The organism is Pseudomonas sp. ZT5P21, assembly GCF_054897785.1.
Map to the genome: position 1 here is coordinate 3,295,377 of NZ_CM142705.1, position 15,516 is coordinate 3,310,892.

A 15,516-nucleotide genomic window follows, 5' to 3' on the forward strand; every position below is an offset into this window, starting at 1 on the left:
AGGCAGCACCGTGGAACTGACCGCGACAACACTTCTCGTCACGTTCGCCGGCGTCTTTCTGATCTGTTTCATGAAAGGCGCGTTCGGCGGTGGCTTTGCCATTGTCGGTATTCCGCTGCTGTCGCTAGTGATGGACCCAATCACCGCCGGCGGCCTGCTCGCGCCGTTGTTCATCGCCATGGATTTGTACGGCCTGCGCTACTGGAAGCCGTCCACCTGGTCAAAACCGGACCTGAAGTTGCTTGTACCCGGCCTTGTCGTTGGTATCGGCGTCGGCTATCTGCTTTTTCGCGTGCTGGACCACCGCGCGATTGCCATCGTGATGGCAGCGGTCACGCTGTTGTTTGTCGGCCTTTGGTTCAAGGCTGGCGGAGAAGTCAGGGTACGGCCACGCTCATCGTCCAAGGCGGTCGCCGCCGGACTCACATCGGGCATCACGACCATGGTTGCGCATTCAGGCGGACCGCCGCTGGCGATGTATCTGCTGCCGCTCGGCCTGAGCAAGCAGGTTTATGCCGGAACGACCAGCCTGTTTTTCACAGTGGGCAATCTTCTCAAGGCCACGCCCTGGCTGCTGCTGGCCAGACCGACAGGCAACGTGCTGAGCCTGATGCTTATTTGTCTTCTCGCCGTTCCTTGCGGTGTCTGGCTGGGCTGGCGTCTGCACGCGAGACTGGACCAGCGTCAGATGTACCGCGCCTGTTACGGCTTGCTGGTCGTCACGGCCCTGAAGCTTCTGTGGGATGGTGTCGGTGGCTATATCGGCTGAATCGGGTTCGACGACTTTATCCTTGTCGGTTGCTGACCGGCGCATGGTGCGCCATCACCTCAACCACCCAATCGATGAACACGCGCAGCTTGAGGCTGATATGCCGGTTCGGCGGAAACGCCACGTAAAGCGGCATCGTTTCGAGGTTCCAGTCTTCAAACAGTGGCACTAACTCGCCGCGCGCCTCAAAGGCCCTGGACATGTACTTGGGCAACCAAAGAACACCCAGCCCGGCCAGACCGGCCGCAAGATAAGCATTGCCATCGTCGACGGCCAACACGTAGCGACCTTTGATCTGCACTCGCTCGCTGTGGTTGTGCATCGCATAGGGCACCGGTTTGCCGGTGCGCGCCCACAGGAAACCGACGATTCGATGATCCGACGCTTCCAGTTCCTGCGGATGCAAGGGCATGCCGACGCGGGCCAGATAACTCGGCGCCGCAAAAACGCCAAGCGGCAGATCAGCGACGCGCCGGGCCATCAGCGACTGATCCGTGAGCTCTCCGCCGCGCACCACGCAATCGACGTTCTCATCGATCATATCGACGATGCGATCACTGACGCCCATGTCGATCTGGATGTCAGGGTATCGCGCGTAAAACTCAGGCAATGCCGGCATCAGAATCATGCTCGCCAGCGGGCTCGGCACATCGACTCGCAGCCGACCCCGGGGTACCGCCGAGGCACCGGACAGACTGGTTTCAGCGTCGTCGATGTCGGCCAGCAGTCTTATCACCCGCTCGTAATAAACGGCGCCATCGGCGGTGACGTTGACCTTGCGCGTCGTGCGGTTGAGCAACTTGACGCGCAACCGCGCCTCCAGTTGCTGCACCAGTTGGGTCACGGTGGTCTTGCTCATGTGCAGTGTTTCGGCGGCCTTGGTGAAGCTGCCCGCCTCCACCACACGCGCGAACGCCTGCATCGCATCAAAACGGTCCATCGTCACCCCTTACATCAACCAGATTGTTTGGATTTACCAAACAGTGAACGCCAAGGTTGCTCGTTTATCGCCCGGGCGCAAGTCCTTACAGTCCCTTTAACGTTAGTTCCGGGTCAGCTCTGACCCCTTGATGGAGTACTTTATGACAACGCGCGATGTGGTTTTTCCGTCCGGGCGCCAGGCGCTTTATGAGCGCAATCGTTACTCGCCGGCGATTCGCTCCAATGGTTTTTTATTCGTGTCGGGACAAGTCGGCAGCAAGGAGGATGGATCACCCGAGCCCGACCTCGAGGCTCAGGTCCGGCTCGCCTTCAATAATCTGAACGCAATCCTGGCCGCAGCCGGTTGCACGTTCGACGATGTGATTGACGTCACTGTCTTCATCGTCGATCCCGAATCGACGTTCGAAACAATCTGGAAGATCGTGCCGGAGTTCTGGGGCAACGCGCCGCACCCGACGCTGACCGGGATTGGCGTCACGTGGCTTTATGGTTTCCAGTTCGAGATCAAGGTGATCGCCAGGCTTCCAGAAGCCAGCGAGGTTGATAATCTGTCGTCTACGGCGGGGATGAATTTCTAGCGTTCACTGTTATGGGTTCAGCGTTAGAATTCGCCAGTGTTCAGATTTTTAAGGATGATCCAGGTATGTCCACACTCGACACTTCCCTGCAAGACGCCGCCGCCCCTGACGGCGTGTGTTACGGCTGCGGCGGCAACAATCCGCACGGCCTGCACATCAAGAGTTTTTGGCATGAGGACGGCGTACATGTCATCGCCGAGCACATGCCCGAAGCCAGGTATTGCGGCTGGCCGGATCTGGTTTACGGTGGATTGATCGCGATGCTGGTTGACTGCCATTCCAACTGGACGGCGATGGCCTATCACTACCGGATGGACAACCGCGAAGTCGCCAGCCTCCCGCGCATCAACTGTGTCACTGGCAACCTGGGCATCAAGTTCATCAAGCCGACGCCGATGGGCGTACCGCTGACCCTGCGTGCGAAAGTCGAAGGTGAAGTCGGACGCAAGACCCGCGTTATCTGCGAGGTCTACGCGGGTGAGCTGCTGACGGCGGTTGGAGATTCCGTTTTCGTGCGCGTTGACACCGAGCAATTGGCGGCGGTTGCTCATGGTCGGTAGGCCTGCCTGGATTCACCGCAACCATTAAAGTGGAGCGGTCTCCAAAAGTGTCACACACGTTCGCCATGCCTCGGCAAACCGAAGGAAATCAGTGCGGCCAGCAACACGAATGCGCTCGATATCCACAAGCACGCCCCCAGCCCATACACCTGATAAACCCAGCCGGACAGCACCGTGCCGATCAACCGTCCCATGGCGTTGGACATGTAGTAAAAACCGACATCCAGCGACACGCCATCTTCCTTGGCGTAGGACACGATCAAGTAGCTGTGCAGCGACGAATTCACTGCGAACAACACGCCAAAAACCATCAATCCGCCGAGTAGCACCGCCTTTTGCGACAGCTCGGTGTTCAGCCCGAAAGCGATTGCCGCAGGCAGGCCCGCCAGGGCAATTGCCCAAAGAAACGCTGCACGACCATCCGGTACATGCCCACGTTTCTTTCCGGTGATGTGGGGGGCGAAGGACTGCACAATGCCGTAACCAATCACCCAGGCTGCGAGGAAGCCGCCAACCTTCCAGAAGTCCCAACCAAAGACGCTGCTCAGGTACACCGGTAAGGCCACCACGAACCAGACATCGCGGGCACCGAACAGGAACATCCGAGCCGCCGAGAGGATATTGATCGCCCGGCTCTTGGACAGGATGTCGCGAAACCTGGGCTTGGCTTTCGCTTTGCCCAGGTCCTTCTTCAACAGCATCAAGCTGCTGATCCAGATCAGCGCCAGGACACCCGCCATGGCCAGCAATGCACCTTTGAAGCCGATCAATGCCAGCAACGCTCCGCCGAGAAAGAAGCCAACACCCTTGAGTGCATTCTTCGAGCCGGTGAGGATCGCCACCCACTGATAGAGCTTGCCCTGTTGCCCTTCCGGAACCAGAAGTTTGATGGAGCTTTTAGCACTCATCTTGTTCAGGTCTTTGGCAATCCCGGACAACGCCTGAGCGCCCATCACCCAAGGGATGGTGAGCCAGGCCGCCGGAACCGTCAGCATCAGCAGCGCAACAACCTGCATGCCCAGACCGATGTTCATGGTTCGGTTCAGGCCCAGCCGGGCGCCGAGGTAGCCGCCTAGCAGGTTGGTGATCACGCCGAAGATTTCATAGAACAGAAACAACGCCGCGATTTGCAGTGGGCTGTAGCCCAACGCGTGAAAGTGCAGCACCACCAACATGCGCAAGGCGCCGTCGGTGAGGGTGAAGGCCCAGTAGTTGCCCGTCACGAGCAAGTACTGCCGCACCTGCGGGGCGAGGGCTGACAACGCTTTCATGACCGCTCCTTAAACTGCCAGCCCGACCATTTTGGCCAGCTCGACGGTGCGGTTGGCATAACCCCATTCGTTGTCGTACCAGGCATAGAGTTTGACCTGGGTACCGTTGATGACCATGGTCGACAGCGCATCGATGATCGATGAGCGCGGGTCGGTACGGTAGTCGATAGACACCAGCGGGCGCTCTTCAAAGCCGAGGATGTCTTTCAGCTCGTTCTCCGAAGCATCTTTAAGGAACTGATTCACTTCTTCGACAGTGGTGGCGCGCTCGACTTCAAAGACACAGTCAGTCAGCGACGCGTTGGCCAACGGCACGCGTACGGCATGACCATTCAGGCGTCCACGCAGCTCCGGGAAGATCTCGGCGATGGCGGTGGCCGAGCCGGTGCTGGTCGGAATCAAGCTCATGCCTGAAGCACGTGCACGCCGCAGATCCTTGTGCGGCTGATCGAGAATGCTTTGGGTGTTGGTCAAGTCGTGGATCGTGGTGATCGAACCGTGGCGAATGCCCAGTTTCTCGTGGATGACTTTCACCACGGGCGCCAGACAGTTGGTGGTGCATGAAGCGGCGGTGACGATTCGATGTTGAGCCGGTTTGAACAGTTGATGGTTGACGCCCATGACGATGTTCAACGCACCCTTCTCTTTCACTGGCGCACTGACCACAACCCGCTTCACACCTTGGTCCAGGTAAGCCTGGAGTGCCGCGACCGTCTTCATTTTGCCGCTGGCTTCGATCACCAGATCGCAACCTGACCAATCGGTATCGGCAATGGCCTTATTGGCGCTGACCTTGATCCGCTTGCCGTCGATGACGATGCTCTCGCCCTCGGATTCGGCCTGATAATTCCAACGGCCATGCACCGAATCAAAGTTCAGCAAGTGCGCATGAGTTGCCGCATCCCCTGCTGGATCGTTGATCTGCACGAATTCAAACTCTGGCCAGCTCCAAGCGGCTCGCAGAGCGAGGCGACCGATCCGGCCCAAACCATTGATGCCAACTTTGATAGTCATGTTGTTGTGCTCTGTACCTGTTGTCCGTGGGCGTTCGACGGGATGTCGAACTGGCCGATGTATTCAATATGGGCGGGATGCTGAATGACGCGTGGACGCAACCCAGGGCTGTAGGAAATAGGCGTGTCGTGGCACGGTGAAAAACCCTCAGATGGAGCGCTGATTGACACGTTTCATGAGTTCTTCCGCCGACTCCTTGCGCTCGCAATAGCGGTCGACCAGACATCAAACATAGTCTTTGTCCTGCGCAGCAGCGCTCTTGGATTCATCGAACCAGCGACGCTTCAGCCAGAGGGCAACACCAACCAGGGAAATCAGTACCGGCACTTCCACCAACGGGCCAATCACCGTGGCGAAAGCGACCGGAGAAGCCAGCCCGAAGGTCGCAATGGCGACGGCAATCGCCAGTTCGAAGTTGTTGCTCGCGGCGGTGAAAGCCAGTGCGGTGGTGCGTGGGTAGTCAGCCTTGAGCAGCTTGCCCATCCAGAAGCTGATGAAAAACATGACGACGAAGTAGATCGTCAGAGGAATCGCGATGCGCAATACATCCAGCGGCAATTGCAGCACCACGTCCCCCTTGAGGCTGAACATGGCCACGATGGTCAACAGCAGTGCCACCAGCGTCAGTGGGCTGATCTTCGGAATGAAGCGCTCCTGGAACCAAGCTTCACCTTTACGGGCGATGAGGATCCTGCGGGTCAGGAAACCCGCCAGAAATGGCACACCCAGGTAGATCAGAACCGATTCGGCAATGCTGACAAAACTGGTCTCAATCACACTGCCTTCCAACCCAAACAGCGGCGGCAGCAGACCAAGGAAGACCCAGGCATACACACTGAAAAACAGGATCTGGAAGATGCTGTTGAATGCCACCAGCCCGGCGACGTACTGATTGTTGCCACCCGCGATCTGATTCCAGACAAGCACCATCGCGATGCAACGCGCCAAGCCGATCAGGATCAGGCCTGTCATGTATTCCGGCTGGTCCCGCAAGAAGATGATCGCCAGCGCGAACATCAACACCGGGCCGATGACCCAGTTCTGGACCAAAGACAAAACGAGGATGCGCTTGTCCTTGAAGACTTCCGGCAGCTCCTCATAACGAACCTTGGCCAGAGGCGGATACATCATCACCATCAAGCCGATAGCGATGGGGATGTTGGTTGTGCCCACAGAAAGACTGTTGAGCCACTGCGGCCAGCCTTCGAACAGGCTCCCCAAACCGATGCCCAGGACCATGGCGAGAAAAATCCATAGCGTCAGGTAACGGTCCAGGAATGAAAGGCGGCTTTTACTCATGATCATTGCTCCTGAGATTACAGCGTGCCAATCAGGGCCAGCTCTGCCTTGAGCTGTTTGGCACTCAGTTGGGATAGCGGTAAAGCCAGGAAGGCTTCAATGCGGGTTTTGATCTGCTCCAACGTGGCTTCAAGAGCCGCCTCGATTTCTTCTTGAGTCCCGTGGTATTCCGAGGGGTCAGCCAGTCCCCAGTGGGCCTTGGTGGCCGGCCCGAAAAATACCGGACAGGCTTCACCGGCAGCCTTGTCGCACACCGTGATGACGAAGTCTGGTGCCAAATTCACATGGACATCGCTGGACTTACTGAACAGCCCAAGCGTCGACATACCTGCGTTTTCCAAAGTTTTGAGACTCAGTGGATGCACTTCACCTTTGGGCTGACTGCCCGCGCTGTAGGCTTTCAGGCCTTCCGGTGCCAAGTGATTGAAGACCGCTTCACAAAGGATGCTGCGGCAGCTATTGGCAGTGCAGAGGAACAGGATTTTCATCGAGCGGTCTCGTAGTCGAAAGCGGAATCAGGCGATCTGGCTTTCACAGCAAGCGAGTGCCCGCTCGGGACGGTCACCCATCTCATCCAGGCGTTTGGCATCAGGGCTCAACCAGTGCTTGTTGCTTTCGAGCACGGTGGTCAGTACGTGATGAACCCAATCCGGGAGATTCGGGTGCAGTCGGTAATACACCCATTGGCCTTGCCGACGGTCCGACAGCAAACCGCAACCGCGCAGCTGCGCGAGGTGTCTGGAAACTTTTGGCTGACTCTCATTCAACGCACAGGTCAGCTCGCAAACACATAGCTCTCCTTCGCGGGTGATGAGCATCATCGTGCGGACCCGAGTGTCATCAGCCAGGCATTTGAAAACAGTGGTCGGTGTCAAATGGTCAGCCATATCGTTTCTCAGTGTTTGTTTTTGACCAGGACGAACATCTTGATGCGCTCTGGGCCAGCTGAGAGCGGGCAGCGTTGGCGGTACAACGAACAGGACACGGGCTTTGCTGGTCATGATGAAATCTCAGCTCATATGCGGTTAGGCGAATATATGTGTTTCCGCATACAAGGTAAAGAATCGGCGGTAAATTCATCTATTGAAGGGTTGTGCTCCACCGACCACCTTCACTGGGTGGCATATTTTACGGCGCTGGATACGTGAATTGCTTAGCGCTGCTGCTCAAAATAATTGCGCCCTTCATATATGGATTTTGTAATGAGTCTCCCAGTCCGGGCGATGCATATCCGTTCTGCTCATGCGTTGCCCAGAGGATCGCTTGCTTCGCTTGAGCAGCCACGGGTGGCGAGGAACGACGAAATTGAACCTGGCCGGTTCAACTTCGTCGGGCGATTCATCTACAGGTCAGTGATTTCCTTATGACGTGGCACCAGCAGCTTCATGACGCTCCACGCCACCAGATAAGCCACCGCACAGATGGCGAACATGATCATGTAACCGGTGTGAATATCGTTGATCGATTTGTAGTAGTCGAACACCCAACCGCCAACCTTGGTCATCGCGACCCCGCCCATACCGCCAGCCAGACCGCCAATGCCGACTACGGAAGCGATGGATTTTTGCGGGAACATGTCAGACACGGTGGTGAAGATGTTGCATGACCACGCCTGGTGCGCCGACGCGCCTATGCCGATCAACAGCACCGGCACCCAGAAACTGATGTAGCCGAATGGCTGCGCCAGCAGAACCAGCAGCGGGAAGAAAGCAATCACCAGCATGGCTTTCATACGACCGTCATAAGGCGCGTCGCCACGCGCCATGAAGTAGCTGGGGAACCAGCCGCCGCCGATGCTGCCCACCATGGTCATGCTGTACAGCACGGCCAGCGGCCATACGATGGCCTGGCCCTTCATGCCGTATTGCGCCGACAGATAGGTCGGAAGCCAGAACAGGAAGAACCACCATACGCCGTCGGTCATGAATTTGCCGAAGGCGAACGCCCAGGTCTGGCGGTAGGTCAGCAGCTTGAACCACGATACTTTTTTCTCGGCGACGCCCGGCTCCGGGGTGGCGATCACCTGCGAATCACTGCGGATATAGGCCAGTTCCTGCGCCAAGAGGCGTTTTTGGTTTTCCGGTTTTTCGTAGAGCGCAATCCAGAAAGCCACCCAGACGAAGCCCAACCCGCCTATCACGATGAACGCCATTTCCCAGCCCCACAGGCTGGCAATCAGCGGTACGCTGATCGGTGCGAGGATGGCACCGACGTTGGCGCCCGAGTTGAAGATACCGGTGGCGAAGGAGCGTTCCTTCTTGGGAAAGTATTCGGCAGTGGCCTTGATCGCGATCGGAAAGTTACCCGCTTCACCAATCGCCAGCACCGCGCGAGACAGCATGAAGCCTGCGATCGAAACCGGGATAACGGCCAGACCGAAGGCACTGGATACCGCAGCGATGCCCTCGCCCATCGGCACTGAAAAGGCATGCATCATGGCGCCGGTCGACCAGATAACGATCGCGATGATGTAGGCCTTCTTGGTGCCGATCTTGTCGACGAACCGGCCGGCAAACAACATGGAAATCGCGTACACAAACTGGAAAACGGAAGCGATGTTGGCGTAGTCGCTGTTGCTCCAGCCAAATTGCGTCGACAAATCCGGCGCCAACAGGCTGAGCACCTGGCGGTCCAGGTAATTGACGGTGGTGGCAAAGAACAACAGCGCGCAGATGGTCCAGCGATATTTGCCGACGGCCTGGCCGACACGTTGCGCATTGATGGGCTCGTTCAGATTCATGGCATCACTTTATTATTGGATTAGGGTGATGATCTCTCGGTTTCAAGCGAGATCACTTCTTGCGCGCAGCACACTTTGCGGCGGCGCGAGCAGGACGGGCAATGCGTGTTATCGGGGGTATCGCAAGACAGCCGCGGACAGCAGCAATGACGGTGCTGACGGACAAGCAGTCAAGACCGGCCCGCAGGAAGCGGCATTCGGGGAGGTGCGTATGCGGATTGATTTCATGATGGGGTGCCGGTTTTTTATTTTTAGGATTTCAGTAGTTGTATCGTATGTCATCGTACAACTGTAGCTTTTATAACGAGTCCACTACCCCACTGTCAATTGGCAAAATCGCCGTTCGTCTTGGTTGAACGTCAATGCCGGCGCGGCGCGGTGAGCGGCACGGGGAAGCTGGCGAGTTTTCGGGCGACGTTGTTCGATCTGAAGCTTAGCGTAGTCATACGACAACGCAACTCTGTCAGTAAAATCGGATGGCGCGGACTTACACCGATTCCTACAGGTGATTGGCGTACATCCGGAGGAACGCGGTGTCCGTACGTTTTTCGCGAGCAAGCTCGCTCCTACAAGGGAGATGCGTACATCCGAAGCCAGGCGTGAAAAATCTACTTCACCAACCGCGTTTCCTTCGACGGTCGGTAGCCGAAATACGAGCTGTAACACTTGCTGAAATGACTCGGCGACACAAAACCGCACGCCACCAGCACATCCACTTGGGACAGCTCCGTGTGTTGAAGCAATCGACGCGCCTCGGTAATCCGCAGCTCCATGTAATAGCGCTGCGGCGTGGTGCCAAGTTGCTCCTTGAACAAGCGCTCGAGTTGTCGACGAGAACGACCTGCATAGACCGCCAATTGCTCCAGCTCCAGCGGTTCTTCGAGGTTGGCGTCCATCAGCTTCACCACCTCACGCAAGGGTGCGCTCACACAGACATTTTCCGTCGGTTTAATGCGCCGGTAGCGGGACTCTTCGAACGCGAGGATGTCTTCGATGCCCTCGACGAGCGCCTTGTCGTGCAAGCCCTTGATCCAGTCCAGCGCCATATGGAAAGCACCTGACGGACTGGACGCCGTCAGCCGGTCCCGGTCGATGACAAAAGGCTCGCTGGTGACGTGCGTGGCCTTGGCAATTTCCGCGAGCGCGGGGCGATGTTCGGGGTGAATCGCGCAACGGTACCCGTCAAGCAAACCGGCGACCCCGAGGAACCATGCACCATTCCACAATCCGGCCAGGCTGACACCGTGTTCGGCGGCCGCTCTCAACAGACTGATCAACTCATCCGTCGCTTTCAACTCGGTCCGGTAACCACCGCAAATGACCAGCAGATCGAGGTCGTTAATCACCGAGCAATCGATGCGCGCATCCGGCCGAATGACCAGCCCCAGATCACTGACGACCTCGCCGTCGTTCAAGCCGAACGTACGGGATGAGAACAACGTGGGTCGTAGCAGATTCGCGGTGACGATCGTGTCCAGCGCCTGTGTAAAAGCAGGCAGCGAGAAATGTTCGAGCAGCAAAAAGCCTGTCCGTGTCATTTGAACAGGCTCGTTGGGGTTGTCGTTCAGATAGCGAAGATTTTTCCCCTTCATGCCTCCGCTGAATTGGCGTCGTTCGATCAATGTTTTTTGGCACTCGGTTGCGTTAACGAACAGGGAGTCTGGTACATCAGGATATCGCAAAGGCCTACAGGCCTCCCATCGGTTCCCCAGGAGACAGCGCCATGATGCGCAGCTTGCCGGGCAGGCGACAGATCAAAAACGAATTGAACCCTGCGCCTCACCGTGTTTTCGAAACTTTATCAGCGCTCATCCCTGATCCGGCGAGGCGCATTGGAGAGGAAACCCCGATGAACAGTAAAGCTCTGCTTCTGATCGCCAGCCTCAGTCCGACCCTGGCTGTCGCTGAAGGCTGCGACGTGCTGACCCGCTCCCAAAGCCCTTCCGTGCCCGTGGTCGAATCCCACAGCTGCTATGAGTACGAAGGCATGCCGGTGAATTCCATCGATTGGTCATGCAGCAATGAAAGCAAGGAAATGATGACCAGCACCAAGAAAAAGGTCGAACAATGTGACGATCATTATCGGGCCACCTGCATCGCGACCTTGACTCAGGAATCGCTGGCCAATCCTCATTCCACCAGTAAAGACAAGAACGCCAAGTCGCTCAACATTCCCGACAAGGCTCAGGTCACGACGTATTACTACGATACCGAGCACTTAAGCCAGGTGAAAGTTGATTGCGAGTCTGGCGGTGGTCACTGGAAAGCGAAGTAATCAAGCAAGTTTTTTTCGAAGACCAACGCACTGGCCTTAGAGATGCGCAGTCGGGCATTTATATACCCGCTGTAACTTCGCAAACAAAAAATTATTGCGCACGACAATATACAGGCGTCACTAAAGTGACTATCACAGTCTATACTCCAGAAACCGACGGCTGACCGCGCAGGCCACGACTCTTATATGGCCGGAATGATTCATAAGCGCCGACGAACGGTTCGTAAGAATATTACATTCTTTAAATTCAAATACTTATGACGACTAAAACAAACAACACCCATATTGGCAAAATGACCAAAAACTACAAAAAGACCGGCCATAAATATAAAAGTTTCATACTTTTTAATTAAATAAAAAAACATAGATAACACTTTTAAATATTCTTTATGGATGCTAATAATCCGGGCGATTCCGGGTTACTGGCAATGCGCTCTATTGCATAAAGTGAACACCAGTTCACTCGCCGAGCACCGGACCCAACCTAAATTCAAATACCGCTAGCTTGCTCGGTTTCAATAAAACCGGGCCGCTGTTGCGTTGCGCACTGATACTGCGCAAGGAAGACATCGTCGTGCGCCATCAGTCAAAGATTAAAATTCTGTCGATCTTCGGAACCCGTCCAGAAGCCATCAAGATGGCGCCTTTAGTCAAAGCCCTTGCTGCGGAACCTGGCATTGATTCGCTGATCTGCATCACCGGCCAGCACCAAAGCATGCTGAAACAGGTATTGGATCTGTTCGACCTCAAGGCCAATCACACCCTCGATGTGATGACGCCGCACCAAACCCTCAATTCCCTGACGGCGGCGTTGTACGAGGCGATTGACCCGGTGCTGGAGTTGACGCGTCCGGACCGGGTGCTGGTGCATGGCGACACCTCTTCGGCCATGGTCGCTGCCATGGCGGCGTTCCATCGGCGCATTCCGGTCGGTCATGTGGAAGCCGGTTTGCGAACCGGGGATATCTATAGCCCGTGGCCGGAAGAAATGAACCGTCGTTGCATCGACCTCGGTGCGGACATGCTGTTTGCGCCAACCCAGGAGTCGCGTCAGAACCTGCTCGATGAACGCCTGCAGGGACGCAGCTTCGTGACCGGCAATACGGTGATCGATGCGTTGCAGATCACCGCGCGACGGATTGAACAGGACGCTGATTTGCGCGCCAGCCTGGACCAGCAGTTCTCGTTCCTGCAAACCGGCCGCAAGGTCCTGCTGGTCACCGGACATCGTCGGGAAAATTTCGGCGAAGGCTTCCTGGACATCTGCAAAGCCCTGAGCCATCTGGCCCGGCGCACGGATATCCAGATCGTCTATCCCGTGCACTTGAACCCCAACGTCATGGGCCCGGTCACCGAGCAACTGGGTGACCTGCCCAACGTGCACCTGATCAAACCGCTGGACTATCTGGCCTTCGTGCGTCTGATGCAACGCGCCCACGTGATCCTCACCGACTCCGGTGGCGTGCAGGAAGAAGCACCGTCGCTGGGCATTCCGGTGCTGGTCATGCGTGATGTGACCGAACGCCCGGAAGCGGTGGCAGCGGGCACTGTGCGTCTTGTCGGTACTTCACCGGACTCGATCATCGCGGGCGTCAACGCGCTGTTCGATGACGACCTGCTGTGGCGTCGCTGCTCCCAGGCAGCCAACCCTTACGGCGACGGCCATGCCAGCGTGCGCATCGTCGATGCGCTGATGGGCCGTCCGGTCGATGATTTCATCGTGGCTCGTTTGCCTTTGCCCGAGTTCATGCACTACCCGTCAGCGCTGCCTGTGTCCGAGAAAAGTTACCCGGCTTTCACCTCTCAATAAACCGAACCGCTTATCCCCTTATCAGCTCGAGATCTACCTGAATGAAGTCTTCCGTTGCCATCCATACGGGTGCGCTCAGCGCCCTTGCCTGTGGCGTGAGCCTGCTCGCGCTCATGCCGACCTTTGCCCTGGCCGCGGACAGTCCGCTCACCCAGGCGATCAACCGGCTCAATACCGACACACGCCAAGAGCGTGAGGTGAGTTTGCGCGATCTGGGAATCGACACACCGATCATCCTCGGCTCCACCGATGCCCGCCGCGAACTGTATCTGCCGGTGCCGGCAGGTGTGCCGCTGACGGATGCTACCCTGAATTTCGACGCCAGCTACCTCAATGGCGAAGGCGGTCGCAACACGCTGCTGCTGTCGCTGGACGGCTATCCGGTACGCGCCGAAGGGCTCAGCGAGCCTCAAGGTGATGCCAGCGCCACGCTCGGCGTGGACAAAAAAGCGCGTGACAGCGGCTCGCTACGTCTGGGCGTTGCCTGGTCGTCCATCGTGTCACGCGTGTTGTGCGAAGACGAACGCGCCATCGGCAATGTACTGCGGATCGAACCGGACACCCGCCTCACCTACAGCTACGACGCCAGCCAGTTGCAGGACGTCGGCGCCGCCTGGACGGCATTGCCCGCCAAACCGGGAATCATGGTCGCGTCCGGCACCTTGTCCGCCGAAAGCTACGATGCGGCCTGGCGCCTCGGCGTAGCACTGGAACGGATCGGCAAGCACAGCCGCATCCTGCCCTTCCCTGCCCTTCAAGACAGCGTTGATCTCAGCCGCCTGCGCATTCCGGCCGAATTGCTGAGCATTCCAGCGTTCGCCAGCCTCAACGGCAAAGGCCCGCATGTTCTAAAAGACCCGGCGCAAATCGGTGCGCTGTTGATGCTCGGGCAGACGCCGAACGTCCAGGCAGACCTGGCCATCAATGACCCGCAACTGCTCAAGGCCGTCAATGAATCCCTGGATGCTTTGCAGAGCCAGGTTCAAGGCCTCGATGCCACGGCAGCGAGCGCCTTCACGCAGTGGCGTGGCCGGCATATCAATGCAGGTCTGGCCGCCGCCGGGACCGACAATGTGCGTCTGGCATTGCTGGGCACACGCCCGGTGTTGATGATCGCGCCACAAGCCACCGGCAAGGCGTTAGCCTTGTTCAGTTCGGCTTGGAACACCCTGGCGCGCAGTCGCCAATTGACGGTCAGCGAAGCACAGTTGCCCTTGAGCGCCGACGGCCGCGTGGCCTTGTCGCGATTGGGCGGCAATTCCGGCGCCATCGACGTGCTGGCCAAATCCGACTGGAGCACTTCGTTTCCTCTTGGCAGCGTGGCCTATGACGGTCGCTTGCCGGTCAAGGCGGTGATCGATGTATCTGCCGCACCTGGCGCCTCGGACACTGCGCCGGTCGCCTCGCTGTTTCTCAATGATTACCTGATTGGTGCGCAACAGCTGGTGGCCAACGGTGAAAAGCAACGCATCGAAGCGCGGATCCCGCGTTATGCGGTGGGGGCGACCAACGTGTTGCGCGTGTCGTTCCAGCGCCAGCCCGTGAGTGATCGTTGCCTGGAAACGCCACAAGCGTTTCCGGTCTCGGTGCTGCCGACCAGCCACATCGTGCTGGAAAAAACCGCGCTGGATGATGACTTCTCCGGCATGGCCGCGCGCTTTGCCATGGACACGCAACTGCTCGTGCCCCAGTCCTACCTCGAGCATCCGGCCAGCAGCTTGCCGCAAGTGATTTCGGTCGCTGACGCCGCCGGCGTTTCGCCGTTGCGGGCGCAGCTGAAGATCAGTGCCGATCCAAAGGCCTCGGTCACGCCGGACAAGGCTTTCCTCGCCTTCGAACTGCCGGTCAAGGACAGCAAGGAATCGGTGCAAGTCGATGAGCAGGGTCGCCTGCGCATCAATCACAAGGATCAGCTGTTGCTCGACGTGCATCCCCTCAATCACCTGGCCTCGCTGCAAGTGGTGGATGCCGGCGGTCAACACGGTCTGGTCTATCGCACCTTGGGCAACGACGCACCGCGCTTCGCCAAACAGATTCTGCTGAGCCGCGGCGACGTGGCCATCCTCGGTGACAACGGTGCACTGACCACCTTCGACACCCAGGACCCAAGCGGCAGCCAATTGATCGACAACGAAGAACCCAAGGGCCTCGACGCTTGGCGCACGGTGTCGCTGTCGTGGCTGATTCCGGGTGGCATCCTGTTGGTTCTCATCCTGTTGCTGGCCGGCCGTAACGCCCGTCGCAATCGCCAGTAACGG

14 protein-coding genes and 1 pseudogene are annotated in these 15,516 nt (G+C 57.7%); 6 read left to right on the forward strand and 9 right to left on the reverse strand.

All coding sequences use genetic code 11. The annotated features are described in order from the left end of the window. The first annotated feature begins 10 nt into the window (after positions 1 to 10). On the forward strand, positions 11 to 769 hold the full coding sequence (locus tag ACYZT9_RS15380) for a sulfite exporter TauE/SafE family protein (RefSeq protein ID WP_462006282.1): 759 nt from the start codon (positions 11 to 13) through the stop codon (positions 767 to 769). Between the two features lie 16 nt (positions 770 to 785). Here the strand turns inward: ACYZT9_RS15380 and ACYZT9_RS15385 are convergent, their stop codons facing one another. Further along, positions 786 to 1,709 (reverse strand): LysR family transcriptional regulator, encoded by a 924-nt coding sequence (locus ACYZT9_RS15385; RefSeq protein WP_462006283.1) that lies wholly within the window; start codon positions 1,707 to 1,709, stop codon positions 786 to 788. 142 nt (positions 1,710 to 1,851) lie between these two features. On the opposite strand from ACYZT9_RS15385, the gene ACYZT9_RS15390 reads away from it, so the two are divergent. Continuing rightward, a complete protein-coding gene (locus ACYZT9_RS15390; protein ID WP_462006284.1) occupies positions 1,852 to 2,289 on the forward strand; it encodes a RidA family protein in 438 nt (145 codons plus the stop codon). Between the two features lie 65 nt (positions 2,290 to 2,354). Next, entirely contained in the window at positions 2,355 to 2,849 is a 495-nt protein-coding gene (locus tag ACYZT9_RS15395) for a PaaI family thioesterase (protein ID WP_462006285.1), read from the forward strand. A 50-nt stretch (positions 2,850 to 2,899) separates the two neighbouring features. Here ACYZT9_RS15395 and arsJ read toward each other — a convergent pair whose 3' ends face one another. From arsJ to ACYZT9_RS15435, 8 genes and pseudogenes are all read right to left on the reverse strand, one after another. Further along, on the reverse strand, positions 2,900 to 4,120 hold the full coding sequence (arsJ, locus tag ACYZT9_RS15400) for an organoarsenical effux MFS transporter ArsJ (RefSeq protein ID WP_462006286.1): 1,221 nt from the start codon (positions 4,118 to 4,120) through the stop codon (positions 2,900 to 2,902). Between the two features lie 9 nt (positions 4,121 to 4,129). After that, the gene (locus ACYZT9_RS15405) at positions 4,130 to 5,134 is read right to left on the reverse strand and encodes an ArsJ-associated glyceraldehyde-3-phosphate dehydrogenase (protein WP_462006287.1); all 1,005 of its coding nucleotides are present in this window, start codon (positions 5,132 to 5,134) and stop codon (positions 4,130 to 4,132) included. A 147-nt stretch (positions 5,135 to 5,281) separates the two neighbouring features. Next, positions 5,282 to 5,356 (reverse strand): annotated as a pseudogene (locus ACYZT9_RS15410) (arsenical resistance protein ArsH); the annotation flags it as partial. 3 nt (positions 5,357 to 5,359) lie between these two features. After that, positions 5,360 to 6,433, reverse strand: coding sequence for an ACR3 family arsenite efflux transporter (arsB, locus tag ACYZT9_RS15415; RefSeq protein WP_462006288.1), 1,074 nt, complete (start codon positions 6,431 to 6,433; stop codon positions 5,360 to 5,362). A 17-nt stretch (positions 6,434 to 6,450) separates the two neighbouring features. Beyond that, on the reverse strand, positions 6,451 to 6,921 hold the full coding sequence (locus tag ACYZT9_RS15420) for an arsenate reductase ArsC (RefSeq protein ID WP_462006289.1): 471 nt from the start codon (positions 6,919 to 6,921) through the stop codon (positions 6,451 to 6,453). A 27-nt stretch (positions 6,922 to 6,948) separates the two neighbouring features. Beyond that, a complete protein-coding gene (locus ACYZT9_RS15425; protein ID WP_462006290.1) occupies positions 6,949 to 7,320 on the reverse strand; it encodes a metalloregulator ArsR/SmtB family transcription factor in 372 nt (123 codons plus the stop codon). 455 nt (positions 7,321 to 7,775) lie between these two features. Then, positions 7,776 to 9,173, reverse strand: a complete 1,398-nt coding sequence (locus tag ACYZT9_RS15430) for an MFS transporter (RefSeq protein ID WP_462006291.1) — start codon at positions 9,171 to 9,173, stop codon at positions 7,776 to 7,778. Between the two features lie 608 nt (positions 9,174 to 9,781). Further along, entirely contained in the window at positions 9,782 to 10,795 is a 1,014-nt protein-coding gene (locus ACYZT9_RS15435) for a GlxA family transcriptional regulator (RefSeq protein WP_462006292.1), read from the reverse strand. A gap of 227 nt (positions 10,796 to 11,022) precedes the next feature. Between ACYZT9_RS15435 and ACYZT9_RS15440 the strand changes: the two genes are divergently transcribed. The 3 genes from ACYZT9_RS15440 to ACYZT9_RS15450 all read left to right on the forward strand — a co-directional run bounded on the left by ACYZT9_RS15440 (position 11,023) and on the right by ACYZT9_RS15450 (position 15,513). Next, positions 11,023 to 11,448, forward strand: coding sequence for a hypothetical protein (locus ACYZT9_RS15440; RefSeq protein WP_462010230.1), 426 nt, complete (start codon positions 11,023 to 11,025; stop codon positions 11,446 to 11,448). Positions 11,449 to 12,085: 637 nt separating this feature from the next. Then, entirely contained in the window at positions 12,086 to 13,258 is a 1,173-nt protein-coding gene (gene wecB, locus ACYZT9_RS15445; RefSeq protein WP_462006293.1) for a non-hydrolyzing UDP-N-acetylglucosamine 2-epimerase, read from the forward strand. 41 nt (positions 13,259 to 13,299) lie between these two features. Then, positions 13,300 to 15,513 carry a hypothetical protein gene (locus ACYZT9_RS15450; protein ID WP_462006294.1) on the forward strand — a complete coding sequence of 738 codons (2,214 nt, stop codon included), beginning with the start codon at positions 13,300 to 13,302 and terminating at the stop codon, positions 15,511 to 15,513. Positions 15,514 to 15,516 lie beyond the last annotated feature (3 nt).

Excerpts from the sequence above, each read along its gene's own strand:
- ACYZT9_RS15385 (WP_462006283.1), bottom strand. The coding sequence starts at position 1,709 with ATGGACCGTTTTGATGCGATGCAGGCGTTCGCGCGTGTGGTGGAGGCG.
- ACYZT9_RS15390 (WP_462006284.1), top strand. The coding sequence starts at position 1,852 with ATGACAACGCGCGATGTGGTTTTTCCGTCCGGGCGCCAGGCGCTTTAT.
- ACYZT9_RS15395 (WP_462006285.1), top strand. The coding sequence starts at position 2,355 with ATGTCCACACTCGACACTTCCCTGCAAGACGCCGCCGCCCCTGACGGC.
- arsJ (WP_462006286.1), bottom strand. The coding sequence starts at position 4,120 with ATGAAAGCGTTGTCAGCCCTCGCCCCGCAGGTGCGGCAGTACTTGCTC.
- ACYZT9_RS15405 (WP_462006287.1), bottom strand. The coding sequence starts at position 5,134 with ATGACTATCAAAGTTGGCATCAATGGTTTGGGCCGGATCGGTCGCCTC.
- arsB (WP_462006288.1), bottom strand. The coding sequence starts at position 6,433 with ATGAGTAAAAGCCGCCTTTCATTCCTGGACCGTTACCTGACGCTATGG.
- ACYZT9_RS15420 (WP_462006289.1), bottom strand. The coding sequence starts at position 6,921 with ATGAAAATCCTGTTCCTCTGCACTGCCAATAGCTGCCGCAGCATCCTT.
- ACYZT9_RS15425 (WP_462006290.1), bottom strand. The coding sequence starts at position 7,320 with ATGGCTGACCATTTGACACCGACCACTGTTTTCAAATGCCTGGCTGAT.
- ACYZT9_RS15430 (WP_462006291.1), bottom strand. The coding sequence starts at position 9,173 with ATGAATCTGAACGAGCCCATCAATGCGCAACGTGTCGGCCAGGCCGTC.
- ACYZT9_RS15440 (WP_462010230.1), top strand. The coding sequence starts at position 11,023 with ATGAACAGTAAAGCTCTGCTTCTGATCGCCAGCCTCAGTCCGACCCTG.
- wecB (WP_462006293.1), top strand. The coding sequence starts at position 12,086 with ATGGCGCCTTTAGTCAAAGCCCTTGCTGCGGAACCTGGCATTGATTCG.
- ACYZT9_RS15450 (WP_462006294.1), top strand. The coding sequence starts at position 13,300 with ATGAAGTCTTCCGTTGCCATCCATACGGGTGCGCTCAGCGCCCTTGCC.